Origin of the sequence: Sphingobacterium griseoflavum (assembly GCF_014653155.1) — a bacterium.
Lineage (GTDB): Bacteria > Bacteroidota > Bacteroidia > Sphingobacteriales > Sphingobacteriaceae > Sphingobacterium > Sphingobacterium griseoflavum.
In genome coordinates this window covers 146,369-172,812 of sequence record NZ_BNAF01000011.1, presented here as the reverse complement: position 1 = coordinate 172,812, position 26,444 = coordinate 146,369, and the positions used below count along the sequence as shown (strand labels likewise).

The 26,444-nt window shown below is 45.2% G+C and carries 23 protein-coding genes; 15 read left to right on the top strand and 8 right to left on the bottom strand.

Going from position 1 to position 26,444, the window contains the following annotated elements; all coding sequences use genetic code 11:
* Nucleotides 1–12: 12 nt before the first annotated feature.
* Nucleotides 13–1,824, top strand: coding sequence for a membrane protein insertase YidC (gene yidC / locus IE165_RS14925; protein ID WP_189627443.1), 1,812 nt, complete (start codon nt 13–15; stop codon nt 1,822–1,824).
* Between the two features lie 224 nt (nt 1,825–2,048).
* On the opposite strand, the gene IE165_RS14920 is transcribed toward yidC, so the two are convergent.
* On the bottom strand, nt 2,049–3,398 hold the full coding sequence (locus IE165_RS14920; RefSeq protein WP_189627442.1) for an acyl-CoA dehydrogenase family protein: 1,350 nt from the start codon (nt 3,396–3,398) through the stop codon (nt 2,049–2,051).
* A 246-nt stretch (nt 3,399–3,644) separates the two neighbouring features.
* Here IE165_RS14920 and IE165_RS14915 point away from each other — a divergent pair, with 246 nt between their 5' ends.
* From IE165_RS14915 to IE165_RS14860, 12 genes are all read left to right on the top strand, one after another.
* Entirely contained in the window at nt 3,645–3,863 is a 219-nt protein-coding gene (locus tag IE165_RS14915) for a hypothetical protein (RefSeq protein WP_189627441.1), read from the top strand.
* Nucleotides 3,864–4,044: 181 nt separating this feature from the next.
* On the top strand, nt 4,045–5,394 hold the full coding sequence (gene purB, locus IE165_RS14910; RefSeq protein WP_189627440.1) for an adenylosuccinate lyase: 1,350 nt from the start codon (nt 4,045–4,047) through the stop codon (nt 5,392–5,394).
* 65 nt (nt 5,395–5,459) lie between these two features.
* Nucleotides 5,460–6,014, top strand: a complete 555-nt coding sequence (locus IE165_RS14905; protein ID WP_189627439.1) for a NifU family protein — start codon at nt 5,460–5,462, stop codon at nt 6,012–6,014.
* Nucleotides 6,015–6,247: 233 nt separating this feature from the next.
* On the top strand, nt 6,248–7,096 hold the full coding sequence (locus tag IE165_RS14900) for a transketolase (RefSeq protein WP_189627438.1): 849 nt from the start codon (nt 6,248–6,250) through the stop codon (nt 7,094–7,096).
* A gap of 89 nt (nt 7,097–7,185) precedes the next feature.
* Nucleotides 7,186–8,139, top strand: coding sequence for a transketolase family protein (locus IE165_RS14895; protein WP_189627437.1), 954 nt, complete (start codon nt 7,186–7,188; stop codon nt 8,137–8,139).
* A gap of 15 nt (nt 8,140–8,154) precedes the next feature.
* On the top strand, nt 8,155–8,700 hold the full coding sequence (locus IE165_RS14890) for an RNA polymerase sigma factor (protein ID WP_189627436.1): 546 nt from the start codon (nt 8,155–8,157) through the stop codon (nt 8,698–8,700).
* Between the two features lie 33 nt (nt 8,701–8,733).
* A complete protein-coding gene (locus IE165_RS14885) occupies nt 8,734–9,564 on the top strand; it encodes a hypothetical protein (RefSeq protein ID WP_189627435.1) in 831 nt (276 codons plus the stop codon).
* Complete coding sequence (locus tag IE165_RS14880; RefSeq protein ID WP_229826575.1) at nt 9,564–10,004, top strand: hypothetical protein; 441 nt, start codon at nt 9,564–9,566, stop codon at nt 10,002–10,004. The genes IE165_RS14885 and IE165_RS14880 overlap by 1 nt, the downstream gene beginning before the upstream one ends.
* Before the next feature lie 113 nt (nt 10,005–10,117).
* Nucleotides 10,118–11,305, top strand: a complete 1,188-nt coding sequence (locus IE165_RS14875) for an aspartate aminotransferase family protein (protein ID WP_189627434.1) — start codon at nt 10,118–10,120, stop codon at nt 11,303–11,305.
* 38 nt (nt 11,306–11,343) lie between these two features.
* Entirely contained in the window at nt 11,344–12,096 is a 753-nt protein-coding gene (locus IE165_RS14870; RefSeq protein WP_189627433.1) for an SGNH/GDSL hydrolase family protein, read from the top strand.
* Nucleotides 12,097–12,197: 101 nt separating this feature from the next.
* The gene (locus IE165_RS14865; RefSeq protein ID WP_189627432.1) at nt 12,198–13,193 is read left to right on the top strand and encodes a hypothetical protein; all 996 of its coding nucleotides are present in this window, start codon (nt 12,198–12,200) and stop codon (nt 13,191–13,193) included.
* Complete coding sequence (locus IE165_RS14860; protein WP_189627431.1) at nt 13,150–15,447, top strand: hypothetical protein; 2,298 nt, start codon at nt 13,150–13,152, stop codon at nt 15,445–15,447. Before IE165_RS14865 ends, IE165_RS14860 begins: the two co-directional genes overlap by 44 nt.
* On the opposite strand, the gene IE165_RS14855 is transcribed toward IE165_RS14860, so the two are convergent.
* The 4 genes from IE165_RS14855 to thrA form a co-directional block, all read right to left on the bottom strand.
* Complete coding sequence (locus IE165_RS14855) at nt 15,444–16,628, bottom strand: class I SAM-dependent rRNA methyltransferase (RefSeq protein ID WP_189627430.1); 1,185 nt, start codon at nt 16,626–16,628, stop codon at nt 15,444–15,446. The genes IE165_RS14860 and IE165_RS14855 overlap by 4 nt on opposite strands.
* 80 nt (nt 16,629–16,708) lie before the next feature.
* A complete protein-coding gene (gene thrC / locus IE165_RS14850; RefSeq protein WP_189627429.1) occupies nt 16,709–18,016 on the bottom strand; it encodes a threonine synthase in 1,308 nt (435 codons plus the stop codon).
* Nucleotides 18,017–18,049: 33 nt separating this feature from the next.
* Complete coding sequence (locus IE165_RS14845) at nt 18,050–19,030, bottom strand: homoserine kinase (RefSeq protein ID WP_189627428.1); 981 nt, start codon at nt 19,028–19,030, stop codon at nt 18,050–18,052.
* Nucleotides 19,031–19,040: 10 nt separating this feature from the next.
* Nucleotides 19,041–21,488, bottom strand: a complete 2,448-nt coding sequence (thrA, locus tag IE165_RS14840; RefSeq protein WP_189627427.1) for a bifunctional aspartate kinase/homoserine dehydrogenase I — start codon at nt 21,486–21,488, stop codon at nt 19,041–19,043.
* Nucleotides 21,489–21,945: 457 nt separating this feature from the next.
* Here thrA and IE165_RS14835 point away from each other — a divergent pair, with 457 nt between their 5' ends.
* Nucleotides 21,946–22,527: a C40 family peptidase gene (locus IE165_RS14835; protein WP_189627426.1), complete on the top strand. Its 582-nt coding sequence runs from the start codon at nt 21,946–21,948 to the stop codon at nt 22,525–22,527.
* Between the two features lie 150 nt (nt 22,528–22,677).
* Entirely contained in the window at nt 22,678–23,193 is a 516-nt protein-coding gene (locus tag IE165_RS14830; RefSeq protein ID WP_189627425.1) for a phosphoribosyltransferase family protein, read from the top strand.
* A 15-nt stretch (nt 23,194–23,208) separates the two neighbouring features.
* On the opposite strand, the gene IE165_RS14825 is transcribed toward IE165_RS14830, so the two are convergent.
* The 3 genes from IE165_RS14825 to IE165_RS14815 all read right to left on the bottom strand — a co-directional run bounded on the left by IE165_RS14825 (nt 23,209) and on the right by IE165_RS14815 (nt 26,369).
* Nucleotides 23,209–24,639: a lytic transglycosylase domain-containing protein gene (locus tag IE165_RS14825; RefSeq protein ID WP_189627424.1), complete on the bottom strand. Its 1,431-nt coding sequence runs from the start codon at nt 24,637–24,639 to the stop codon at nt 23,209–23,211.
* Between the two features lie 167 nt (nt 24,640–24,806).
* On the bottom strand, nt 24,807–25,022 hold the full coding sequence (locus IE165_RS14820) for a twin-arginine translocase TatA/TatE family subunit (protein WP_189627423.1): 216 nt from the start codon (nt 25,020–25,022) through the stop codon (nt 24,807–24,809).
* 75 nt (nt 25,023–25,097) lie between these two features.
* Entirely contained in the window at nt 25,098–26,369 is a 1,272-nt protein-coding gene (locus IE165_RS14815) for a murein hydrolase activator EnvC family protein (RefSeq protein WP_189627422.1), read from the bottom strand.
* Between the last annotated feature and the right edge of the window lie 75 nt (nt 26,370–26,444).

Below are 26,444 nucleotides of genomic sequence, written 5' to 3'. Positions count from 1 at the left end.
AAAAAATAAAAAATGGATAGAAATACCCTAATTGGATTAGTGCTGATTTTTGGAATTCTGGCAGGCTCGTTTTATTTGATGAAACCTTCCGAGCAGGAATTGAAACAAGAACAAAAACTCCAAGATTCAATTAAAAGAGCCAAAGAAGGATTATCGCCATTGGCCGACACGTTAAAGGCGAATGTTCCAAGCGTCATCGACTCTGCCGCCGTGCTGGGCCAACCCTTTGGCAACGCACGTTTAGGTGAAGAACAGGTGTTGACCTTGGAAAATGAGAAGATAATCGCCAAAATCAGTTCGAAAGGCGGACAGATAAAATCGGTCCAACTGAAAGATGAAACAAACTACGATGGTAAGCCATTGATGATTTTGGAAGAAAACTACAACAGCTTCGGGTTTGCGTTTAAAGCCAACGGTGAAAACATCAACACCAGCACCTTGAATTTTGCACCCCAAAATAGCAGTGTTTCAGTAACCGGCGAAGATGCGCAGTCGGTTACCTTCCGATTGAATTACAGTGATACCCAATATCTGGAATACACTTACTCCATTAAAGGGAATGAATACAGCTTGGGCTTAGACGTAAAGGCGGTGGGTATCCAAAATCTTATGGATGTCAAAACCAGAAGCATAGCGCTAAACTGGGAAACCACATTGCTTCAAAAAGAGCTCAACGGCAAGTCGGAACGGGAAAAATCAACCATCTTTTTCAAAGAGGTAGCCGGTGCTGTGGAGCACCTTTCCGAAACAAGCGACGATAATGAAAAACCGGAAGAAAAATTGAACTGGATCGCTTTCAAACAGCATTTCTTTTCGGCAGTATTGACTTCCAATCAACCTTTATCGAATACAGAACTCGATGTTCGCGCGGATGCAGCTCCACATGTGGTGAAGCACTACAAAGCTAGCGCTGACCTCGAATTTGCTGCGCAAAAAGACAACCAATACTCCTTTAATTTCTTTTTCGGACCAAACCAATACAAAGTCCTGAAGGCTCAAGGAAATGATTTCCAACAAATCATCAACATGGGATGGGGACCAATGGGCTGGATCAACAAATTTATCACCGTTCCAATTTTTGACTTCTTGGACGGATTTGCGCTGAGCTATGGGATTATCATTTTGGTCTTAACGATATTCCTGAAAGGCGTACTCTTCCCACTCACCTATAAATCCTACCAGTCGATGGCCAAAATGCGTGTATTGAAGCCGCAGTTGGATGAAATAAAGGAAAAAGTGGGCGACGATAACCCGATGCTGCTGCAACAGGAGCAGATGAAGCTCTACAAACAAGCCGGTGTAAATCCATTGGGCGGATGCTTACCTTTGGTGCTGCAAATGCCGTTTACCCTCGCCTTTTTCTTTTTCTTCCCTAACCTGTTCGAGCTACGCGGGGAAAGCTTTCTTTGGGTTAAAGATTTGTCTACCTACGATGCGGCAATTACATTCCCGGCCATCTTCGGTATCAACCACATCTCTTTAATGTGTGTATTGATGACCCTGACCACCTTATTGACGACTTGGTACAACAATTCCACATCGGGTGCAGCAAATAATCAAATGAAATACATCGGTTATATCATGCCCTTGATTTTCTTCTTTGTATTGAACAACTTCCCTGCCGGACTAAACTATTATTATTTCCTGGCTGCGGTATTCACTTTCTTAACACAGGTACTTATCCGTCAGTTTGTTGACGATGAAAAGATCCTCGCCAAGATCGAATCGAATAAAAAGAATCCGAAAGTACAGAAGAAATCATCTTTCCAGCAAAAAATGGAAGATATGATGCGCCAACAACAAGCCAACCAGAAAAAGAAGTAAGGTTGCTGACACAATAAAAAAGAATAGCCCGGAGAGTTTCCGGACTATTCTTTTTTATTGCATCCTATTTGCGTTTCCGGTTATCTTGCCGACATCTACCACATCTCCATTCTCTGCGATCCGATCGACAGACGTTTCGATTGCATGTCGGACACATTGAATACCTTGCCACTTTCAGCACATCTGCTTTTCCAGACAACCGGAAATGACCATTCGTTTATGCCTTACACGAAAGCACTGAACCCTGTAATACTGCGCCCCACGATAAGGGAATTGATCTCTTTTGTACCTTCGTACGAATAAATAGCTTCAGCGTCGGCAAGAAAACGGGCTACATTGTACTCCAACAGAATACCGTTTCCGCCCATCACTTCGCGTGCACGGGAAACAATATCCCTTGTCCGTAAAGTACAGAACACCTTCGCCAATGATGCGTGCTCATCTTTCAACTTACCTTCGTCCTGCAGTTCGGACAGACGGAAAGCCAAGGTTTGCATAGCTGTTAAATTAGAGAGCATTTCCACCAAATGGTTTTGGATAAGCTGAAAAGAAGCAATAGGTTTCCCAAATTGTTTGCGTTGCAAGGTGTATGCCAACGCATTCTCATATGCCCCACGTGCGCAGCCTACAGCCATCCACGCAACACCTGCACGAGTCATCTGCAATACCTTAGCCGTATCTCTAAAACTGTTAGCTCCTGTTAGTCGATCGCTCTCTGGCACCAGACAGTCGGTCAGTGTGATCAATCCATTTTGTACGATGCGAAGCGCCATCTTGCCCTTGATCTTTTCCACTGCAAAGCCGGGGTTCTCTTTTCGGACAATAAACCCTTTGACCTGTCCATCCTCGAGATCCCTGGCCCAGATAATCGTCATATCAGAAAACGTGGAGTTGCCGATCCATTTCTTTTGTCCGTTCAAAACCCATCCCGCTTCAGTCTTCTTGCAGGTGGTGGTGAGTCCCCCTGCCGTGGCTGATCCTACCTCCGGCTCTGTCAAGCCAAATGCACCTATCTTTTCCAGACGCTGCATTTTCGGAAGCCACTCTTGTTTCTGTTCCTCGGATCCGCAAAGGTAAATCGATCCCATGGCCAAGCCGCTTTGCACACCCAAGAATGTAGCTATCGAGGGATCTATTCGGCCGAACTCGGCGGCGATAATGCCGTCCATGAGAGACGACCCACCCGCACAGCCATAACCTTCATATACATAACCGCAAACATTCAACGCTGCCAACTTGGGAATAATCTCAAAAGGAAACTCATCGTGCAACCAATATTTATTGACAATGGGCTTAATTTCTGTTTCCAAAAAAGTACGTATACGCAACTGTAGCGCCCGATCCTCCGGCGAAAGCTTGGCTTCAACAGCATAAAAATCAGCATCTATTGGCGGTGCTTCCCGCTTTTTACTTGAACTGGTCAGCATTTTCATCAAGCCTTTTAACTGATTGTCTTCCATTTTGGATACGGCTTTCATAACAGCAGGCAGATCAACCTTTTGTGAAAGCTTCTCAATCTGTTCCAAGTCCACAGTCCGCAATAATTGAATAATATTTTTCAGCTTCTTTATCATGGTTCAATACGGTGTTTTATATAGTTGTAACATTTTTTTTATCAAAATTGTTTTTTATTGTTGCAATTCAGCAAAACAGTCTTATATTTGCCCCGGCTTTCAGCAGAAGAACGTAAGCTAAAGAGGTGAAAATCAAAATATTTCGCTTTTTTTATTTTTTTTCTGGAAGTAGGGTTACCTTTTTAGGTTACTGGTATAAAAGGATAAATAAACAAATTTGTTTCAATTAAAATAGAAGATTAAAAGATGAAAAATTTATTCAAATTCGGATTTTTAGGTTTAGCATTAACTATCGCTTTCGCTGCTTGTGGTGGTGCAGAAACTAAATCTGAGCAAGCTGCTGATTCATTGGCTACTGAAGTAGAAAACTCTACTGACTCTATCGCTGATTCTTTGAACAACGTTGCTGATTCAGTAAAAGCTACTGGTGATTCAATCGCTGATTCTTTGAAAAACGTTCAGTAATCCGAACCGCATTCAAAAGATACTTAAAACCCACACCATGTGTGGGTTTTTCTTTTTATACCCCCATTCTAACCTCCTTGTCGACGAGTTTTCTTATTTTTGCCAAGTATTGTACATCCTTATCCACGGTAAAACGGTACAATAGCGACATGTATTATATATTATTATTTTCATTTTGATCATGACTTTATCGCCCTTAACCGCTGTCACGCCTATCGACGGACGCTACTATAATGCTACAAGCGATCTGGCTCCCTATTTCTCTGAATTCGCTTTGATTAAATACCGCGTATTGGTCGAGGTAGAATACTTTATCGCGTTATGCCAGTCTGGCATCCCGCAATTGGCGCACTTTGACGGCTCACTCAACGATCGCTTACGCCAGATCTATCAAAACTTTTCCACCGAAGATGCACAATGGATAAAAGAGAAAGAGAAGGTCACTAACCACGACGTTAAGGCTGTGGAGTATTTTCTCAAGCATGAATTTGAAAAGTTAGGCCTCCACGATTCCTTGGAGTTCATCCATTTTGGTTTGACCTCGCAAGACATCAACAACACCGCCATTCCATACAGCTGGAAAGAAGCATTCCATCAGGTTTACCTTCCTCAAATTCAAGAACTCTTAACCGAGCTTCGCGATCTTTCGGCGCAATGGAGCGATATACCTATGCTTGCGCGAACGCACGGACAACCCGCATCACCGACGCGGTTAGGCAAGGAGGTAAAGGTGTTTATTGAACGGATCGAAAAGCAGCTAGAGGGATTAAAGCAAGTGCCCTATGCCGCAAAATTTGGAGGTGCGACCGGGAATTTCAACGCCCACCATGTTGCTTACCCCGAAATAGACTGGGTATCCTTCGGCAATCGTTTCGTCAATGAAGCATTGGGACTTTCGCGGTCCCAGACCACCACGCAAATTGAACATTACGATAATTTTGCGGCCAGTTGTGACGGTTTCAAACGAATCAACAATATCCTGATCGACCTTTGCCGCGATATGTGGACGTATATCTCCATGGAATATTTCAAGCAGAAAATCACCGCTGGGCAGATTGGTTCATCAGCGATGCCACATAAAGTAAACCCTATTGACTTCGAAAACGCCGAAGGAAACCTAGGGCTGGCCAATGCGCTATTTGAACACTTAGCGGCAAAACTTCCTATATCACGTCTTCAGCGCGACCTTACAGACTCTACGGTGCTACGCAACATCGGGGTCCCCTTTGCGCACACCATCATCGCGATCAAGTCGACCTTGCGCGGATTGCGTAAACTTATCCTCAATGAGGTCGCTCTGCAAACCGATTTAGAAAACAACTGGGCGGTCGTGGCGGAAGCCATACAAACCATCCTTCGCCGCGAAGGATATCCAAAGCCCTATGAAGCCCTCAAAGACCTGACGCGAACGAATACGCAGGTGACACGAGAAACAATCGCCCAATTTGTGGATAGACTAAATGTCTCCGAAGCAATAAAAGCCGAAATAAAAGCCATCTCACCAAGCACATACACCGGCGTTAGCCTGTAAGCTTTGACGTGAAAATGACTAGTATGAGGGACTTTTGGTTTATATTTGTTCAATATTAAGAAATTATGGCAACGATCAACGTATATACAGAATCCACTCCTAACCCGTCAACGATGAAGTTTTTGGTCAACAAGTTGTTGATCAACGGAAGTTTGGATTATCCGAATAAAGAAAAGGCCCAAGAATCTGACTTTGCGCGCGAGCTTTTTAAGTTCAACTTTGTGGAGGGTGTTTTTTTCGCAAGTAACTTCGTGACGATCACCAAAACAGAAGAAGTAGCCTGGTCGGATATCGAGCCGCTATTGAAGGACTTTGTTAAGGGGGCTGTCGAATCCGAACTTTCCGTGAAGCCCGTTGAGCATAGCGACGATGTCAATTTTGAAGGCACCGAAGTGGAGGTAAAAATACAGCAGGTCTTACATGACTATGTTCGTCCTGCCGTGGAACAAGATGGCGGAGCGATTGCTTATAAAGCTTTTGAAAACGGCGTGGTTACCGTTGAACTTCGGGGTTCGTGCAGCGGATGTCCGTCCTCTACCATTACCTTGAAATCAGGGATCGAAGGTTTACTCAAACGTATGGTGCCTGAAGTGGAAGAGGTCGTGGCCGAGGCCATGTAAAAAACACAAGTTATTTTATAGAAAAAGGAAGACGTGGTCTTCCTTTTTTTGTGCTGCACTAATTCGTTTTACCTATCCTGCAGGCTGCCGTCGACTGACGACGTTCAAGAGAATAAGCGTACGACAACCTGTTTTGGGCTACTGTTTTTGGGATTTTAGTGCTCATTTTTGTCATCTACACAATTAAAAATCATTACCTTTACCCTTAAAATAATCGAAACATTATATAAAAAATGAGTGCAGATATCAACAAACTTGAACAGATCGCTTCACAGGTAAGACGAGACATCGTTCGTATGGTACATGCTTGTCAATCTGGTCATCCAGGAGGCTCGCTGGGTTGTACAGATTACTTTGTAGCCCTTTACTTCCATGCGATGAAACACGACCCCAGCTTCAACATGAATGGTGTCAATGAGGATCTATTCTTCTTGTCCAATGGTCACATTTCACCGGTTTTCTATAGTACATTGGCACGTGCGGGCTATTTCCCGGCAAGTGAATTAAGTACATTTAGAAAAATCGACTCTCGTTTGCAGGGGCACCCTACCACACACGAAAATCTTCCTGGTATCCGTATTGCGTCAGGATCTTTAGGACAAGGATTATCGGTTGCCATTGGTGCTGCGCAGGCAAAAAAACTCAACAAAGACAACAGCTTGATATACGTATTGATGGGTGATGGTGAATTGCAGGAAGGACAAGTTTGGGAGGCGGCCATGTATGCTCCGCATAACAAAATTGACAACTTGATCGCAGCCGTAGATTACAACGGTGCACAGATAGACGGCTCTACAGAACAAGTATTATCGCTTGGAAACCTTCGCGCAAAATGGGAAGCGTTTGGATGGGATGTATTGGATATAGAAAAAGGGAACGATATGACTGCTGTGATCGAGGGTATTGAAGAAGCGAAATCTAGAACCGGCCAAGGAAAACCCGTCGTTATTCTATTGCACACCGAAATGGGCAATGGCGTCGATTATATGATGGGATCGCACAAATGGCACGGTGTGGCGCCGAACGACGAACAATTGGAGCTCGCCTTAAACCAGCTGCCAAGAACCATCGGAGATTATTAACCAGATATTAGACCCTCGTGCATCATCCCTAAGCATTCGTTTCCAAACGAATACCATAGCGCGACGATGTACTGCATAATGCTAAAAGAATGAAAAAATATACATATACCGAATCAAAAGATACACGTTCAGGTTTCGGTGCAGGACTATTGGAAGCGGGAAAACAAAATGAAAATGTAGTTGCGCTATGTGCGGATCTTATCGGATCGCTAAAAATGAACGACTTCATCAAGGAATTTCCGGAACGTTTCTTCCAGATTGGTATTGCCGAAGCAAACATGATGGGAATCGCGGCTGGCTTGACAATTGGCGGAAAAATCCCATTTACGGGCACCTTTGCCAACTTCTCTACCGGCCGGGTTTACGATCAAATCCGTCAATCCATAGCCTATTCCGACAAAAACGTAAAAATATGCGCTTCGCATGCTGGCCTTACCCTTGGTGAAGATGGCGCTACACACCAGATCCTAGAAGATATAGGGCTGATGAAAATGCTGCCAGGCATGACCGTCATCAACCCCTGTGATTTTAATCAAACAAAAGCTGCTACGATGGCTATCGCCAACTACGAAGGACCTGTTTACCTTCGTTTCGGTCGCCCTGTTGTACCAAACTTCACTCCTGCAGACCAAACGTTTGAAATTGGTAAAGCTGTTATGCTGAACGAGGGTTCCGACGTCACGATCATCGCGACAGGCCATTTAGTGTGGGAAGCCATCCAAGCGGGTGAGGAATTAGAAAAGTTAGGCATTCATGCGGAAATTATCAATATCCATACGATTAAGCCACTGGACGCGGAAGCTGTTTTAAACTCAGTGACTAAAACTGGTTGTGTTGTTACGGCAGAGGAACACAACAGACTTGGCGGTTTGGGAGATAGCGTGGCACAATTGTTGGCCACTAAAAACCCGACCCCACAGGAGTTTGTGGCGGTGAACGATAGCTTCGGAGAGTCAGGAACGCCAACGCAACTGATGGAAAAATATGGCTTGAATGCAAGCTCCATTGTTGCTGCCGCACGTAAAGTAATCGCTAGGAAATAACATTTTAAAGCATAAATGGAAGACGCCTTAATCATATCAAAATTTGCTGATGAACGCACACGCGAGGAGGCGTTTGGCTATTTACTTCAAAAATACCAACAAAAAATATACTGGCACGTGCGCCGGATGGTCATTGACCATGACGATGCGGACGATGTGGTGCAAGATGTATTCATTAAGGTGTGGCGCAACTTGGAAAAATTCAGGGAAGACGCCCAACTGTACACTTGGCTGTATCGGATTGCCACCAATGAGTGCATTACTTTTTTAAATAAGAAAAAGCAGAAGCGGAACCTGTCGTTGGACGACGACAGTTCTGCTTATTTGGCAGACACCTTGGCGGAAGGAAGTTATTTTAGTGGCGACAAGGCGCAAATGAAACTACAGCAAGCGCTATTGACGCTTCCTGAAAAACAACGGTTGGTATTTAACATGAAATATTTTGAAGACCTGAAGTATGACGAGATTTCAGAAATTCTGGGAACTAGTGTTGGCGCGTTGAAAGCATCCTATCATTTGGCTGTAAAAAAAATAGAGTACTTTTTTTCCTCGAATGATTAAACCTTTACCGCATGCACTACTCTAAAATAGACTATGAAGGAAAATAACACATATCACGAAGGAATGGAAGGCCAAAATCTACCGGAATCGCTGCGTGTAAATCCTTTTTCAGTTCCTACAGGTTATTTCGATGGACTCGAATCGATGCTTATCGCCCAGGCTAGTCTGGAAGGAAAGGTGCCGCCAGAGAAGCAGCCATTTGTTGTCCCTGAAGGATACTTCGCCCACTTAACCGAGCTTGTTACTGCCCAGATCGCGCTTACGAACCCAAAAGAAGAAGTCCAATCGTGGACAACGCCCAAAAACTATTTCGATACGCTTCAAGACAAAATCCAATCACGCATAACCGTTGAATCGGCTTTTCAAGAGCAGGAAAACTTCATAGTGCCCGCTGGCTATTTCGAATCGTTAGGTGATCGAATTCAAACCCATATTTTTGAAGAAGATCTCCGCAGCAAAATTCCATCAGATGGATTCGCTATACCGCCCAAGTATTTTGAAGCGTTAAGGAGCAGCATCAGCGCAAGCCTAGGTGCAAACGCGTCAGAAAGTGTGTCAGCAGAAAGACCGGTACGCCAGTTACGGGCACAACGCTGGATCCAATATGCCGCAGCGGCCTGCGTAGCGACAGTACTTGGAACGGCATCCTATAATGCCGTAATTGATCATAACCAAGTGGATGTTACGGCTTCACACCTGGCCGCCATTGAAGAGGAGGAAATCATCAATTACCTCACATCTTCTAAAGGAAATGATGATGTGCTCTATATCATGGAATATATCTACCAGCCTGCAGAGTCGGAAGGCGTTTGCAGTAAGATTAAAGAAGATGATATCGAAGACTATTTAAATTACACGCTATAATGTTACGTTTAAAACATTTATCCATCACGTTCAGTATGTTGCTTTTTGGTGTGTTTTGTCTAAGCGCCCAACAGCGTGATTCCAAACGCTTTGCAGCAATAGAAAACGAAAAAGTAGCATACATCACCAAAGAACTAAACCTCTCCCAAGCTGAGGCCCAACGCTTTTTTCCGGTTTATAATCAATATAACAAGGAAATGTGGGCTTTGAAATCGGAAAAAACCGGCGCATCAGGCGATGCACCACGTGGAGCCAGCTCATTCAATGGCACAGCTAGACGCGACGTATTGTCTTATGATGCAAAAGAACTGGAGGTGAAAAAAGAATACCGCAAGAAATTCGCCGAGGTGATCGGCAACTCGCGAGCCTCCCAGTTTTTTGAGATCGAGCAAAATTTCAGAGAACTCCTTTATAAAGAGTTACAGCGAAGAAACAGATAAGAGAAGCTAGGTTTAGCTTCTTTTTTTATGAATGGTAATCGTTCCACGTATTGCTACCAAGCAGCTTGTGTTTCTAATAAGATAATAGCTATTTTTGTTTCTTTATACAAGTGATGATCAGTAATAGAGAACTTTTCTTACAAAATACCGCACAAACCTCGTCCTCTCCCCGACTTATCGAAGTGGAGCGGGCAGAAGGGATTTACCTTTATGGCATAAATGGCGAAAGTTACATGGATCTCGTGTCGGGTTTCAACGTCAGCAATATCGGGCATCGACATCCTAAGGTTCTGGATGCTATACAACAGCAGTTGGACAAGTACCTTCATGTCACCGTATATGGAGAGTTTGTGCAAGCGCCACAAGTTTATTTCGCCAGCGAGCTTTTGACGATACTACCCCGAACATTTGAATCGGTTTATTTCACCAATAGTGGTGCAGAAGCGGTAGAAGGATCAATGAAAATCGCTAAAAAGTTTACCGGTCGCCGCCAAATCATAGCTGCTGAGAACGCCTATCACGGCAGCACCCAGGGTGCACTGAGCCTAATTGGAAACGAAGACTACCGCACGGCATATGCCCCTTTACTACCGGAGATCGACTTCATTCGCTTTAACGATCAAGCCTCGCTGGAGAAGATTACGAGCGATACCGCAGCCGTCATCATCGAGGCTGTGCAAGGTGAAGCTGGCGTTCGCGTGCCAGATGTGGCCTATATCCGGGCGCTACGGGAGAAATGTGATGAAACGGGGGCGCTATTGGTTTTTGATGAGATACAGACCGGCTTTGGCAGGACGGGAAAGATGTTTGCTTTTGAACATTTTGATATCGTTCCGGACATACTGATGCTGGCTAAAGGGATAGGTGGTGGCATGCCACTTGGCGCTTTCATCGCACGAAAAGAGATAATGGATGTGATCAAAGACAACCCCATGCTCGGACATATCACCACTTTTGGTGGCCACCCGCTTAGCTGTGCTGCAGCACGCGCATCGCTAAAGGTGATACAAGAAGAACAATTGCTTGCCGACGTTCCCGCTAAAGCTGCCCGATTCCGCGAACTACTGGCTAGCCCAAAGGTCAAGGAGATCCGTGGACTTGGACTGATGATGTGCTTACAACTGGAATCCTTTGACCAAGTATGCTCGGTAAGTAGCTACTGCGCGAACCAGGGCGTCATGATTGACTGGTACTTGCATTGCGAAACTGCATTGCGCATCGCGCCTCCCCTAACTATCTCCTTTCAAGAAATAGAGGATGCCTGTAAAATTATTCGTACAGCCATTGAAAAGTTCTGCTAAAATATTATTTTAGAATACATATAAACAGCTGTAAACCTATGGAATCAAGAAGAAAATTTTTAACGAAAAGCCTACTCTCATTGGGCGCTGCCACATTGGGTGCTGAAAGGCTGCTGGCAACGGAGACAAAACCAAAGCCTACGGGCAAGATCGCTGTACAGGCAAATGACATCATCCTGTTTCAAGGCGACTCCATTACCGACGCCGGTCGCAAACGAGAACAAACAATGGCAAACGATACCGCAGCTTTTGGCCATGGCTATGCATTGCTGGCGGGCAGCACCTTGCTCAATAAGTATGCAAATAAACACATCAAGGTCTATAACCGAGGCATTAGCGGCAACAGGGTTCCAGATCTGATTAAACGCTGGGAAGAGGATACGCTCCAGCTAAAGCCGACAATACTCAGTATCCTCATTGGCGTCAATGATTTTTGGCGCACGAAAGATAGCGGTGCCAGCAATAGTCCGGCACAGTACAAAGAGCAATATCGGCAATTGCTCGAAACCACCTACAAGGCACTACCACATGTGAAACTTATCATAGGGGAACCTTTCGGTGTAAAAGGAGTGAAACATGTAAAAGACGATTGGTACCCCGATTTTTTGGGATATCAGCAGGCAGCGAAGGAGATTGCCGAAGAATTTAAAGCTGTTTTCCTCCCCTATCAGACTGTGTTCGATAAAGCAGCAGAAAGAGGGTCGGGCGACTATTGGACAACCGATGGCGTGCATACGTCCATGGCAGGCGCCAACCTGATGGCTCAAGCTTGGCTGGATTTAATCAAGTAATATAGAAAACGTTGTATCCTATGGCCGCGCCAACAGATACAGCGTTTTTTTTAAGCACTGTCCATCGCATGGGCCGCAAAAATAGCTAGCTTTGTACGCATATGAGAATATGCTGGGCTATCCTGATCCTGTTATGTGGCTGTTGCACACCTTCCTCCAAGCCCGTGGACGTATCCTTCTATTATTGGAAAACGTCATTTAAACCAAGTGAAGCCGAAGAGCAGGCATTACAAGATAACCAAAGCAGGCGGATATATATCCGTTACTTTGATGTGGGTCTAACGCAGGGAAAGCCTTTTCCAATCAGCGCTATTGTCTTCAAAAAAATACCAAAGCAAGAAATCGTACCCGTTGTTTACATCAAAAATGAAGTGCTGTTAAGTCCAGCCACCGATGTCCCGCTCCTTGCAGATCGTATCCTGGCATACATCGTACAGATAAACGACCATTATGGCGTAACCACACCGGAACTTCAGCTCGACTGCGATTGGAGCTTAAAGAGCAAAGACGCTTTTTTTTTGCTGGTGAAGGAGCTGAAGACGAAATGGAAGGGTGTCCTCTCCTGTACAATACGGTTGCACCAAGTGAAGTACTTCGAAAAAACAGGCATCCCACCCGTCGATTATGGCGTGCTTATGTACTATAACATGGGAACAATTTCAGCGAATCAATCCAATTCGATCTACGATAGGAATACGGCAAAAAGGTACATTTCAAGTCTAGCCAAATACCCTTTGCCCCTGAAGGTTGCCTTGCCCATATTCGGCTGGGGTGTACACCTCCGTCATGGGAAGGTTGTCAACCTGATCAATCGTTTGGAAGAACAGGAAGTAGCTGCCCTACCTACGTCTGAAAAAACGGAAGGCGGAAAATACAAAATAACCCGTGCAGGAACATATTTTGGTCAACTATTTGCTTTGGGAGATGAGATAAAGCTGGAAAGTGTAGATCCCAAGATGTTGCTGGAAATGGCCAGCGACCTTAAAAAGCACCTTACACAACAGCCTACTGAAATCATATTTTACGATTTAGATCAAACGAATATCCGTCGCCATGGAAAAGACTTTTTTCAAGAAATTGCTTCTCGCTTCCGCTAGCTTCATGGCCCTAGGCACGGGCATATACGTATACGGCTGCGCGGATGGATGGTGGGGTTATTCCTATGTATCCTCCTTTACGCCCGAGGCATTCGCCGACAAATCCTACAAGCCCCTGTTCTACGCTCCTGAAGAAAAATTTTACGACTATGCACAGCTGGAGTATATCGAAAAGGACCGAGAAGATATCCTGCTGGACTGGCAACACTACCTTGGTTCTGCATTTCCCAAAAACAAGATCGCATTTTACCTGCTGAACGACTCGGCCGCGGCAGAGATCGAGCAGCTTTACCGAGCGCTACAAGGAGATGCGACGCAGCAACCAGGCCTTCTCGCCTCGAAAAAAGCACAGAACTTTGTACAGTTTTTACATTATGCCAAGGCAGTGGAAGCTTCCTCTACAACAACCTTTTCCTCTTGGGATTATGAAGACCGTATCGTTGTTCAAACCCAACCGTCTCTTGTGGCGGACATCGAGACTTTTTACCAAAACCTGGAAAAGCCGGATGCTTTCTTCGCCAACCGGATTTGGTTTCAGGTATTGAAAGCAAAATTCTACTCCAACGATCGTGGCAGTGTCATTCCATTTTTCGAAGCCAGCGCTAACAAACAGCCCAAAAACGATCTGTATTATCGTGCACTAGGCTATGTAGCGGGCGCCTACTACCAGCAATCAGCCTACGATAAATCCAATGCACTCTTTGCCTCCATCTTCAACGATGCGCCCAGCAAACGACACGAAGCACTATATAACTTTAGACCGCTTTCCACGGACTCTCTCCATCAAGCACTACAACGGGTTGACAGCAAAGCTGTACAGGCCAGCATGGTAGCCATGAATGGCTATTACCATGATGCAGCCGAGGCCATGAAGCGCATCTACGCCATTCAGGCAAACAGTCCGCATCTCGATTTTTTACTCACCCGCTGGGTGAATGCAGAGGAATCGAAGGTAACCGACTACTACAACGTGCAAAAGAGCAACGCTACTTGGGATGCAAGCCAAATAGATAAAGAGACACTTAACTGGCTGGGAGAGATATTGAAGCAGCCTAGAAAGTTGCATAATCCCGGGCTTGCTTACCTTGCTTACGGATACATCAACATGTTGTGCAACGAACATGACGTTGCCCAAGTCGCCTATTCCAAAGCGAAGCGCTTTGGGCGAGGCAAGCCATTGGTTGCCGCTCAAATTCGTCTATTCAACTTGCTCAACAACATTTCACAGCTCGGCCATGTCAGTGCAAAAAACGAAAAAGAGCTGCTTCCTGAGCTTACATGGCTATACCACGAGGTGCCCAAAGATTCTGTACTTATCCCGTCCTTCCGCTATGAGTACGCTTCCAGCTGGATAAAAACAGCCCTTTCGGCAGTGTATACTAAAAACGACAATCCGCTTATGGCGGAGTTGCTTGATAGCAAAAAGGGTTTTTATGATAACGAAGAACTCGGCGATCGGATGGTACAATTTCTACTGCAAGAAAACAAAAGCGGATGGAACACCCTATTTGCAACACTGTACCCTTACAACTTGAGCGATATCTATGAAAGTCGAGCGATATACGCCTATTACCAAGACCATATCGACGAGGCGATCGATTTGATGGAGCGCGCTACGTCACCACGGATGCGAAACGATCGTGGCTATAATGATATGCATTACAACAATGCCGTATTGCGGGGCAACCCATTCAATGGAAAGATTAAGGATTGTAATGATTGTGACCATGCAGCACCGCAGAAGGTCAAATACACAAAGCTTGACTTTCTGCGGAAGGTGCAGGAGCTAAAGCAAAATGTCGATCAGGGCACCGATCTGTACGCCAACGCCCTGTTGCTAGGGAATGCTTATTACAATACTTCTTTCTTCGGCAATGCACGTGTTTTCTATTATAATGCGATTATCGCCGAATACGGCAATTACATTTCCACGAAAAACCAACCCTATATTTTGGGCATGTCCAACGCAAAAAAGTATTATGAAAAGGCGTTTCATGCTGCTCAAGATAACGAGCAACGCGCAAAAGTGTCTTACTTATTGGCTAAAGTAGATCGGAATAACTTCTACCGGCAACAGTACCTGCAAGCCGACGATTATTATTGGGCAGATGCGAAACAAACGATGTTTAAGGACTGGGCGGGCTTTCAAACGCTAAAAAACGATTACGCTGACACCAAATATTATCAAGAAGTGATTCGGGAGTGCGGCTATTTTCGGTCCTACGTAACGCAAGAAATTGGTAAGGGTCGTTAAACAACCCTTACCAACAAACCTTTTAAATATTCGCCCTCGGGAAACGAGGCCCGAATAGGGTGATCTTCCGGTTGTGTAAACTGTCGGATAAATTGAATCTCCTTTCCTGCATCGAGCGCCGCCCAAGCAACAACCTGTTTAAAGGTGTCGATGTCCATCGCGCCAGAGCACGAAAATGTAGCCAGCAAACCGCCACTTTCCAACAGCATCAGGCCGCGACGGTTCAAATCTTTATAGGCGCGCGACGCTTTATCCAATGCCGATCGGGAAGGCGCGTACTTAGGGGGGTCCAGCACGATTACATCAAATTTCTCTCCCGCATCGCCTAACTGCCGCAAGTATTTATTGACATCGGATTGCACGGCATGGTGCACGACCTCGCCAAAACCATTTGCTGACAGGTTGCGCTTCAACGTTTCGATCGCCAAGGCCGAACTATCTACTGACACAACCTCCGCAGCTCCCTGCTGAAAAGCATTTAACGTAAACCCTCCAGAATAGCAGAAGCCGTCCAACACGCGCTTTCCTTTCGTATATCGGGCCGTGAGCCATCGGTTATCCCGTTGGTCGCAATAGAAACCTGACTTTTGCCCTTCCACGATATTAATTTGATAGCGAATACCGTTTTCGATGACCTCCACAAACGCGGGAGGCATTTCGCCATACAAGAGGCCATTGGCATCCGCCAAGCCTTCATGCTCCCGTGATTTCAAGTCACTACGCTCATAGATCCCTCTTGGTTTCAATTGCTTAACCAGTTCGTCAATAACGACGTCTTTTACCGTCTCTACGCCCGAGGAATGCACTTGTATGGAGATAAAGTCACCATACTTATCCACAATTAACCCCGGTAAAAAATCCGCTTCGGCAAAGACCAACCGCACCGTCGTATTATCCATGGTTAACAAATGCTTACGCATATCAACGGAACGCTGTATCCGGTCGCGCCACCAACGATCATCGATAACACGCTCTGGGTGCCACTCCAGCAAGCGGACAGCGACACGTGACATCGCATTATACACGCCGAAAGCGATAAATTCTTCATCGGCATTATAGACCTCTACCACGGCACCATTGGCGGGCTTTCTTGTCATTTTGGCGATTGCTCCAGAGAATACCCAAGGATGCAGCTGCCAAGCCGCTTTATCTTTTCCTCGGTGAAGGGTTATTTTATCCATTGCTGCAAAAATAAGTCATACCTTTTGTAGTTCGCGTAGGAAAAGACCAAATTTTTTTATAGAAGAACATTCGCAAGATGCTACCTGTTGTCCAGTAAGTACGTTTTAAAGGCTTCGTAGTCTACACCAATTTCCGTGACCCTACGTTCTTTTCCTGCTAAAGCCTCGGCTCCTTCGGGAAGTTTAACGGCTTGAAAAGCGGTTGCAGGTATCGCGTCTGGAAATTTACAGGGATGTGCTGTCGATAAAAACACCGATGCATAACTTCCTGGGTGTTCGTTTCTGTACTGCTTAGCTGCGAGATAAGCGATGGCGGTATGCGGGCAGGCGACATAGGCATATTGCGCAAACAGCTCGTCCATAGCCTGCTTGGTCTGCTCGTCCGTGAACGTGTAGGAGGAAACAACTTGCCGTATAGAATCGATATCCTGGTCAAAAAGATCTTGTATGCGCACCCAATTGCTCGGGTTGCCCACATCCATGGCGTTGGCCAGCGTTTGTATAGAGGGTTGGGGTAGATACTGACCATCCGTCAAATACCGTGGAACAGTATCGTTCACATTTGTCCCGGCGACAAAGTGCTGCACGGGGAGCCCCATTTTATAGGCTAAAAGACCAGCTCCAATATTTCCAAAGTTTCCGCTCGGCACAGAGAAAACAACATCGCCTGCCCCTTGCGACTTCAGCTGGGCGTAGGCCCAGAAATAGTAGAAAGTTTGCGGTATCAGGCGCGCGATATTGATGGAATTGGCCGATGTCAAACGCAAAGTCCTGTTCAGGTCTTCGTCACTAAAGGCTGTCTTTACCATAGCCTGGCAGTCATCAAAGGTACCGTCCACTTCGAGTGCACGAATATTTTTTCCGTTGGTCGTCAGTTGATCTTCTTGTACTTTTGACACCTTTCCTTTGGGGTAAAGAATGGTTACCCGCGTACCCTCTACACCCAAAAATCCGAGCGCCACAGCTCCTCCGGTGTCCCCCGATGTTGCCACCAGCACATCCAGCAGTTGATCGCCCTGCTTAGAGAAGTATCCCATCACACGGCTCATAAAGCGCGCACCAAAATCCTTGAAAGCAAAGGATGGACCGTGAAATAGCTCCAGTACCGCTTGCTCGGCATCTAAAAACCGAACGGGGGCATCGAAATTGATGGCATCGGCAATAATCGCTTTGAGGTCGGCCGAGGGAATTGCATCGCCAATCAATGCATGGGCTACATGGAAAGCTATTTCTGGCAAGGAGTACTGTTGGATATGGCGGATAAACGCGGAATCTAGCGTCGGGATAACCTCCGGCATGTACAAGCCTTTATCCTGCGGCAGTGCGTGGAAGACCGCCTCTTGAAAAGAGACACGTAAATCTTTATTGTTGGTACTATATAATTTCATTATTATCTAATATTTTTTTGCTTTAAAAAATGACTATCCTAAAACCTTGGGACCGCCGATGTTCACGGCGGAAACATATTTCAGGCTATCGATATCGCATCCGGTTAGGTGTTGTTGGATTTCTGCGGTGGCACGTTCTGCAACATCTCTTCCCCGGGTGATGGCCACCACTGACGGGCCGGAACCCGAAATACCGAAACTTAACGCCCCTGCGGATAGTGCGATGCGTTTCATCTCGTAAAATTCTGGGATAAGAATGGCGCGCGTCGGTTCGATCAACACATCCTGCATGCTTCGGCTGATCAACTTATAATCCGATTCGTACAGCCCTGCAATGAGTCCAGCTATATTACCCCACTGCGTTACGGCATCTTTCAACAGCACCTTTTGCTTGATCAGCTGCCGTGCATCACGCGTCGGCACATCTACCTGCGGAAATACGATACCCGCATACAGTTCATTTGGCACGGGCAGGTCAATTACGTCCAAAGGACTATAGCCTCGGATCAGCGTGATCCCGCCCATCAATGCGGGAGCCACGTTATCAGCGTGCCCGTGGCCGCAAGCAATCCGTTCACCCTCTACGCAAAAAGGCATCAGCTCCGCTTTTGAAAGCGGGTCGCCCAATAGATTATTGATTGCAAAGAGACCCGCTACCGTACTGGCCGAACTAGATCCCAATCCGCTACCAATAGGCATATGTTTCGTTAACTCGATCTCTACGCCAAGCTCGTTCTCCAACCCCAAATGCGCTAACAACATTTTTACGCATGCACTCACCGTATTCTTGTCTGCGTCTAGCGGCAACCTGCCATCGTCTCCCGCGATTGAACGAATACGGACGCCAGGTTCAGCCACGCGGTACATCGCTACTTCATCGCCAGGTTCGTCTACAGCAAAGCCCAATATGTCGAATCCACAGATCATATTGGCGACAGTCGCGGGAGCAAAAACCCGAACGCGATCGCGTATTTTGCTAAAATCTATTTGATATTGTTTTTTTTCCAGTTCCATAACCTATTTTTTATGCTCCAACATTTACTAAATCCGCAAATACACCTGCAGCCGTTACCTCGGCACCTGCCCCCGGGCCTTTGACGACCAATGGACGTTCTTTATAGCGCTCTGTCGTAAAGGAGATGATATTGTCGCTTCCGGATAATGCATAGAACGGATGGCTATCGTCCACCATCTCCAGTGCGATCGATACGTGGCCATTCTCCAGCTTCCCGACATAACGGATCACCTTCCCTTCGCTAGCGGCCTGTTCTTTAAGGCTATTGAAATAGCTATCGGCTTTCAGAAGTTCGGCATAGAAGTCATCGACCGAAGAAGCCGCTAGACAAGCCTGCGGCAAGATAGCGCCCAAGTCTACGTCTTCCGGCTCGAGGGCGTAGCCAGCATCTCTGGCTAGAATAAGCATTTTCCGCATAAAATCTACCCCTCCGAGGTCATCGCGAGGGTCGGGCTCCGTATAGCCCAACGCTTGCGCTTGTTTCACCGTTTCATAAAAAGAAGCCTCGCCTACAAAGTTGTTAAAGATATAGGAAATCGTTCCAGAAAGGATGGCCTCGATCTTCACAAGGCGGTCCCCACTCAGCATTAGATCTTTTAGTACCCGTACAATCGGCAATCCAGCCCCCACGTTCGTTTCGTAGAAGAAATCCACACCGTGTTTACGCGCTGTTTCATGCAACAGCTGATACTGGGCATAGGTTCCCGAATTCGCGATTTTATTGCAAGTTACAATCGAAATATTAGCTTTGAATATTTCCTCGTAATAAGTAGACGGCAGTTTGCTCGCCGTATTATCGATGAACACGCAGTTTGGAAGGTTCATGGTTCGCATACGATCTATAAACAGGGCTAGATCAGCTACCTCGCCGCTGGCTTCCAAGGTATCTGTCCAACTGCCTAGATCGATTCCCTCTACATCGAAAACCATTTTTCTCGAGTTGGAAATGCCTACCACTTTGATCTCCATATCATTGTTTTCCAAGAGGAAGTTATGCTGCTCGGCAATCTGCCTAAACAGCGTGGCACCTATATTGCCCGTACCCAAATTGAATACATATAGGGTCTTTTTAAGTTGAGCAAAAAAAGCATCATGCACGGCATTTAACGCCTTGCCCAAATTCTCCTTGCCGATGATCACGGAAATATTCAGTTCGGAGGATCCCTGTGCAATGGCCCGTACATTGATCCCATTTCGGCCCAACGCATAAAACAAGCGTCCAGACATGCCCGGTGTACGTTTCATATTCTCACCGACGATGGCCAACACCGAGAGATTCTCTTCGACTACCGGCACCTGCAGTTTGTTCGCCTCCAATTCCAGTTCAAATTCCGCTTTTATTAAATCCACCGCTTTCGGCGCATCATCCGGATTTACCGCAAACGTGATGCTATGCTCGGAGGACGATTGTGTGATCAGCACCACATTAATTTGCTCGCGCGCCAATAAGGTAAATAACCGCCCACTAAAGCCCGATTTTCCAATCATACCGCTTCCGGATAGATTGATCACTGAAATATCGGATATCGACGATATGCCTTTTATTGGAAAAGTCGATTTGCCACTTTCGAATTGGATGGTGGTACCGGGAAAATCAGGTTCAAAAGTGTTTCGGATCACAATCGGGATTTTCTTTAAAAAAGCCGGGATCATCGTGGGCGGATAAATAACCTTTGCGCCAAAGTAGGAAAGCTCCATCGCTTCGGTGTAGGAAAGAACGCTTTGAGAAAAAGCCTTCTTTACGATACGAGGGTCTGCGGTAAGCATGCCATTTACATCGGTCCAGATCTCGATGGTCGATGCTTGCAACACAGCCCCAAAGATGGCGGCTGTATAATCGGACCCGCCACGACCCAAGGTAGTCACTCGACCCTTATCGTTGGAACCTATAAAGCCCGTTACGAACAGTAGTTTATCGGCATGGCTATGGGACAAGGATTGAATCAATTGTTGCGTAAGCTCCTCATTTACCTGTGCATGTCCAAAATTCGAATCGGTTTTCACATAATAGGCTGCATCGATAAATTCCGTTTGTGCGACATATTGTTCCATCACTTTTGACACCATATAATTGGAAAAGCGTTCGCCGAAAGATACGATCAGGTCTTTACTTTGTGCACTTAGTTCTTTCAAAGCACTCACCCCCTGAAGGATTTCTTCCAAATCGTTGAGCATGAGTTTCAACTTGGTGAAGACCGGATTTTGAAATTTTACGGCGATCAGCTTCTTCACCACCTCGAAATGTCGGTCTTCCAAAAACTTTAGATCATCTTCGAAAGGGAGGCGCGTTGCCGCATGTTCAGCCATCTTGGTGAGCAGATTTGTTACGCCGGACATTGCGGACAACACAACCAACGGCTTCTCGCCGTTGTCGTAGGATTTTTTAACAATCTCCAGTACTGCGCTGATGCTCTCCACCGTACCTACTGATGTTCCACCGAACTTTAATACTTTCATGCTTGCTTTTTTATAATTTTAAAATAGTGTGTTTCAATAAAAAAGCCTTCCCCGATGGAGGAAGGCTCTATATGCTGTGTACACTTATTTATACAATAGAATTACTTCCTCCGCTTCGTTATGCCGGTGGTAATAATAATGGATGTAATAATAGTGTGCTTGTACATGGTCTTTTAAAAACTTTTTAAAGATAAGTGTTAATTTTTATATATATCAAATTATTTTTCATTTTTTTTGAAGATTTATCAAGATGTAGTCCAGTCTTGAGGTTCATGGAACATTTGACTGAACGTAAATTGATCGATTTTAGTATATAAATTAAAATGTTAAAATTCGTTAAATTGTCATTAAATAATCAAGAAAATGTTTGGAAGGGTAGCCATTATGTATTAGTTTTGCTTCAGTCCTGTAGAAAATACAAGACAGTGTATAAAGAAGTTGTAATTAAAGCGAACAAATGAATACAAAGAAACTAGTAGCAGGAATGCTCTTCATAGGCTTATGTCTAGTGTCGCAGGCACAATCAACCAAAACCAAAACCACCTCTTCCGATCCCGATAACTTAGCAAAGGAATACTTTTCCCAAATCATGGGTGTTGCTTCGAATGCCATGGCAAACACGAAGCTTTATCAATTTGTTTACGAGTGGGTAGGAACACCTTATCGCTTGGGCGGGGATTCGAAAAAAGGTATTGACTGCTCCAAATTTTCCCTTGCAGTCTATGAGAATGTTTTCAACACCACGATCGGTTACAATAGCCGCAATCAATATGCCAATGTTAAGCAGGTACGTAAAAATGACTTGCAGCCTGGCGACTTGGTGTTTTTTAAGATCCGAAGCAGACAGATCACACATGTTGGCGTATATTTGGGCGATGACAAATTTGCCCATGCTTCTTCCAGCCGCGGCGTTATGGTAAGCAATCTTAATGAAGCTTATTGGAAACGCTATTATTACAATGGGGGAAGACCTATTGAAGAACCGGGAACAATGACTGCAAATGCAGAATTGGATGACGACAATAAAAACTTGAATTAGTTTCCATATTTCACCATAGCATAAAAGGTCTGGATTTCGAAATCCAGACCTTTTTTGTTGTACAAGCATAAACTCTACCGAAACATCCTCGCTCCTGGATATTTATTTAAAAGATTTCGTATTTTTAACGCTGTACACAAAGCATCCAACATGTCTAATAAAAGAACGCTTATCTTGGATAAAGAGCAAATTCGTCAGAAATCTATCCGTATCGCTTACCAAATTTTGGAAGACAATTTCGAAGAAGACTCCATTTTACTGGTGGGGATTGCTGATCGGGGTTATGTATTCGCGCAACGGCTTCAGGAGATACTGATGCGTATCGCACCCGGGAAAACATTTGATCTGTTAAGGATCAATATAGCCAAAACAAAACGGAGTTTGGAAGCAACAACAGACGGGACATTAGAGATCGCCAAAGACAAAGTTATTATCCTGATCGATGATGTATTGAACAGCGGAAGGACATTGGCTTATGGCTTAGGTATGTTTCTCGACGTCCCTTTGAAGAAAATGCGCACAGCGGTACTTATCGATCGTTCACACCATCAGTTCCCGCTCTTTAGCGACTATTATGGCTTAAAACTATCGACTATATTGAAAGAACATGTAGAAGTGGAATTGGAAGAGTTTGATCATAAAGAAGATGCAGCTTGGCTCTCCTAGCTGCACCTTTTTTATCTATATCTTTTTAATCCTTAACTTTTGCCCAATTTTCAAGGCGCTTCCGTGCAGATTGTTATCCGATTTAATCTGGCTTACAGTACAGCCTTTGAATCTATTTGCAATATGGGAAAGGGTGTCGCCTTTCCGAACGGTATAGGTGGTATAGGCTACGACATTACGCGTCTTGGCAGCTGTAGGTTGATTATTGCGGCTTGCTAAGCGTTCTTCTTTTTGTATGATCAAGGATTTCCCGACAATTGGCGTGTTGTTAGACAAGCCATTCCAAGCCTTTAAATCTTGAACGCTGACGCCAAATTTATGGGATACGGACGCCAACGACTCGCCCCGCCTCGCCGTATAGTGTGTAGAGCTTTTGGACGCCAAAAGTCCAGTCGGTTCAATATCCGCACCCGGAGCCAAAACGTTGTTCAAAGCGGCATATAACAAGCTATCGTTTCGTTCCGATGTTTCAGGCAAGATCAGCCGCTTAGGCTTATCGACACTAGCTAAGATGATATTTTTTTTGAACGAAGGATTGAACATCTTTAACGTGGAGAGCGGTACATGAATAGCATCTGCGACACGGTTCAAATCAACATTATTCTGCAGCATGATAGGTTTTGCCGACCACGTAAAATCTGTTTCCGATCCAACGATCTCATATGCATCGGCATGTTTCATGGTATACGTCATCGCTATAAACTTCGGCACGTAGTTTCGCGTTTCCTCTGGCAAATAAGGAGAAAGCTGCCAAAAATCTGGATTATCCAGCCCCGATCGTTCGATGGCACGCCGCACAGCTCCACGCCCACAATTATAGGAGGCTAAGGCTAGCAGCCAATCATTGAATTCGTCATAGGCCTCTTTAAAATATCGGCTCGCTGCATAGCAGGCAGCATACGGATCTTTACGCTCGTCAATATAACTATCCATGGTTAGGTCGTAGCCCTTTGCCGTAGCATACATAAACTGCCACAGCCCCACAGCTCCAGATCGCGACACCAAATGCGGGTCTAAAGAAGACTCCACAATAGATATATATTTGATTTCATCGGGAAGCTGGCTATCGGCGAGAATTTCCTCGTAAATAGGAAAATAATGTTCGGATAGTCCACGGAGCTTACTCATATAAGGGTTGTAATTCCGGGAAACATATTTTTCAATGTAAAATTTGATCTTTTCATTGAGGGCCAGGGGAATGGTCTTCTGGATTTTACGCATCCGATGAAATATCAAAGAATCTTCGGCAGTATGGATAGGATCGGTGTGAGAGAGTTTTTTTAAAGAATCTATACCCGAAAAGATAGCTTCGCGTTGGATGCTGGCAAGCTCCTTCAAATGCAGGGGATATTCTTCATTTTCTGTGAATGCCATATCTTGCGCTTGGATTGGCTGTAGCCAGCTCAGGGCACAAAACGGCAGTACCCATAAATGGATTTTCTTCATACGTCGTTATTTCATGAACAATGCACGGTCAAAAGGTCTGTGATTTTCGATACGTTCCACATGCTTAGTAAAACGTCAATTAATGTTCATTAGTATAGGTTGCTATAAAAATTAAAAGAGTTTCAGGTTTTGCACCAGAAACTCTCTATTTTTTTACACGCAAGACACTAGTTATGTGTATTACTGTTGGTCGTGTTGTTTGTTGTATTGTTTTTGGTTTCGTTGTTCTGTTCGTCTCGTTGACCGTCTTTGAACTCTTTCACTCCACGTCCCAGACCACGCATCAACTCTGGAATTTTCTTACCACCAAAAAGTAATAATACTAAAACCACGATGATGATAATCTCCTGCGTCCCGATAAATAATAATCCCGATGTGTACATAGTTTTAATTTCTTAACGCTGCTTTCATTATCAGCGTATTACAAATATATAATTTAATTTTTTAAATCCCTGTAACTATTTTGCTAGCCAAGATGACGGGTTCATCGCCGTTTGCCCTTGGAACACCCCGAAATTGACAACCGAGTATCCGGCATCGGCATCTTCATCCGCAGAGCCAATTTGTTGTCCCCGATTTACCTTCTGCCCCTTTCTGACGGCTACGCTCTTCAGGTTTGAGTAAGAGGTGAAATACTCGCCATGCTTGATAACAACGAAACTACCGATAACCTGTACCACCTCACCTTCAAAAACGGCCTTCACCGCCGCATTGGTTGAAGTCCGAATGGCCACATCAGAGTTATCGATACGTACATTGCGCTCTACCGTTTCAAAACCGAAGTTACGCACAATGTTACCCTGCGCTACTGGCCAAGGCAGACGTCCTCGATTGGATTTGAAATCCGCCGAGAGTTTGGCTGCTTCCGGCGTGGAGCGCAGTATTTCGCTATCAGATTTTCGCGGGGTCTTCTTCTCCACCTCTTCAACAGTTTTACCTGTTCGTTTGGCTTCAGCTTCTGCTGCTTTGCGGCGTGCCTCCTCTGCTCTCCTCCGCTCTTCTTCGATTTCCCTGCGGATCGCCGTCTGGATCATCGCGTCGATACGTTTCTTCTCCTGCTGTTTCTTTGTAAGCTGTCCCTTAAAGCTAGACTCTTCCCGACGCAACTGGCTCAGTTCATTGGCATGGGCCCTGCGATCTTTTTCGATAATTGCGCGCTCAGCCTGTTGTTCCTTCAACAATTGGTTTTGCGTTTGCCTATCGCGCTCCAACTGCGCTATCTTCAACTCGATCTCCTTCTTTGTGGCTTCAATTTCGGCTGCTTTTATCTTTCTGGCATCATTAAACTGCTGTAAATATTTCACCCGTTTGAATGCCTGATTGAAATCCTTCGAAGCGAAAATAAACATCAATTTATTGTATCCGTTCTTATTTCGAAAAGCAAAAAGGATCATTTTTTCATAATCTTTACGCATTTTCTCCAGCTCTGCCTTCAGCTGATCCACCTTTTGCGTATTCGTACGAATATTGGCATGGATAATCCGCAGTTCCGCGTTGATGGTGCTTATCTTGTTTTCCCGCAAATCCAGTTGTCGGCTCAATGCATTGACCTCTCTTTGGGAAAGTAATTTCTCTTGTGTCTTGGCGCGAAGCACCTTGGTTAGCTCCGCAATTTCCACATCTATTTTTTCCCGTTGCTTCTTGAGTTCGGCGCTACTCTGTGCGTGCAGCAAAGTCAATCCGCACACCCAAACCACGAAGAAGCTACCTATAATCTTTTTTACATCCATGAACCGTTTTCTCTCTATATCGGTTTAAATTTAGCCTACAAAAATAAGGATATACCTGTTAAGCACGCAATTATT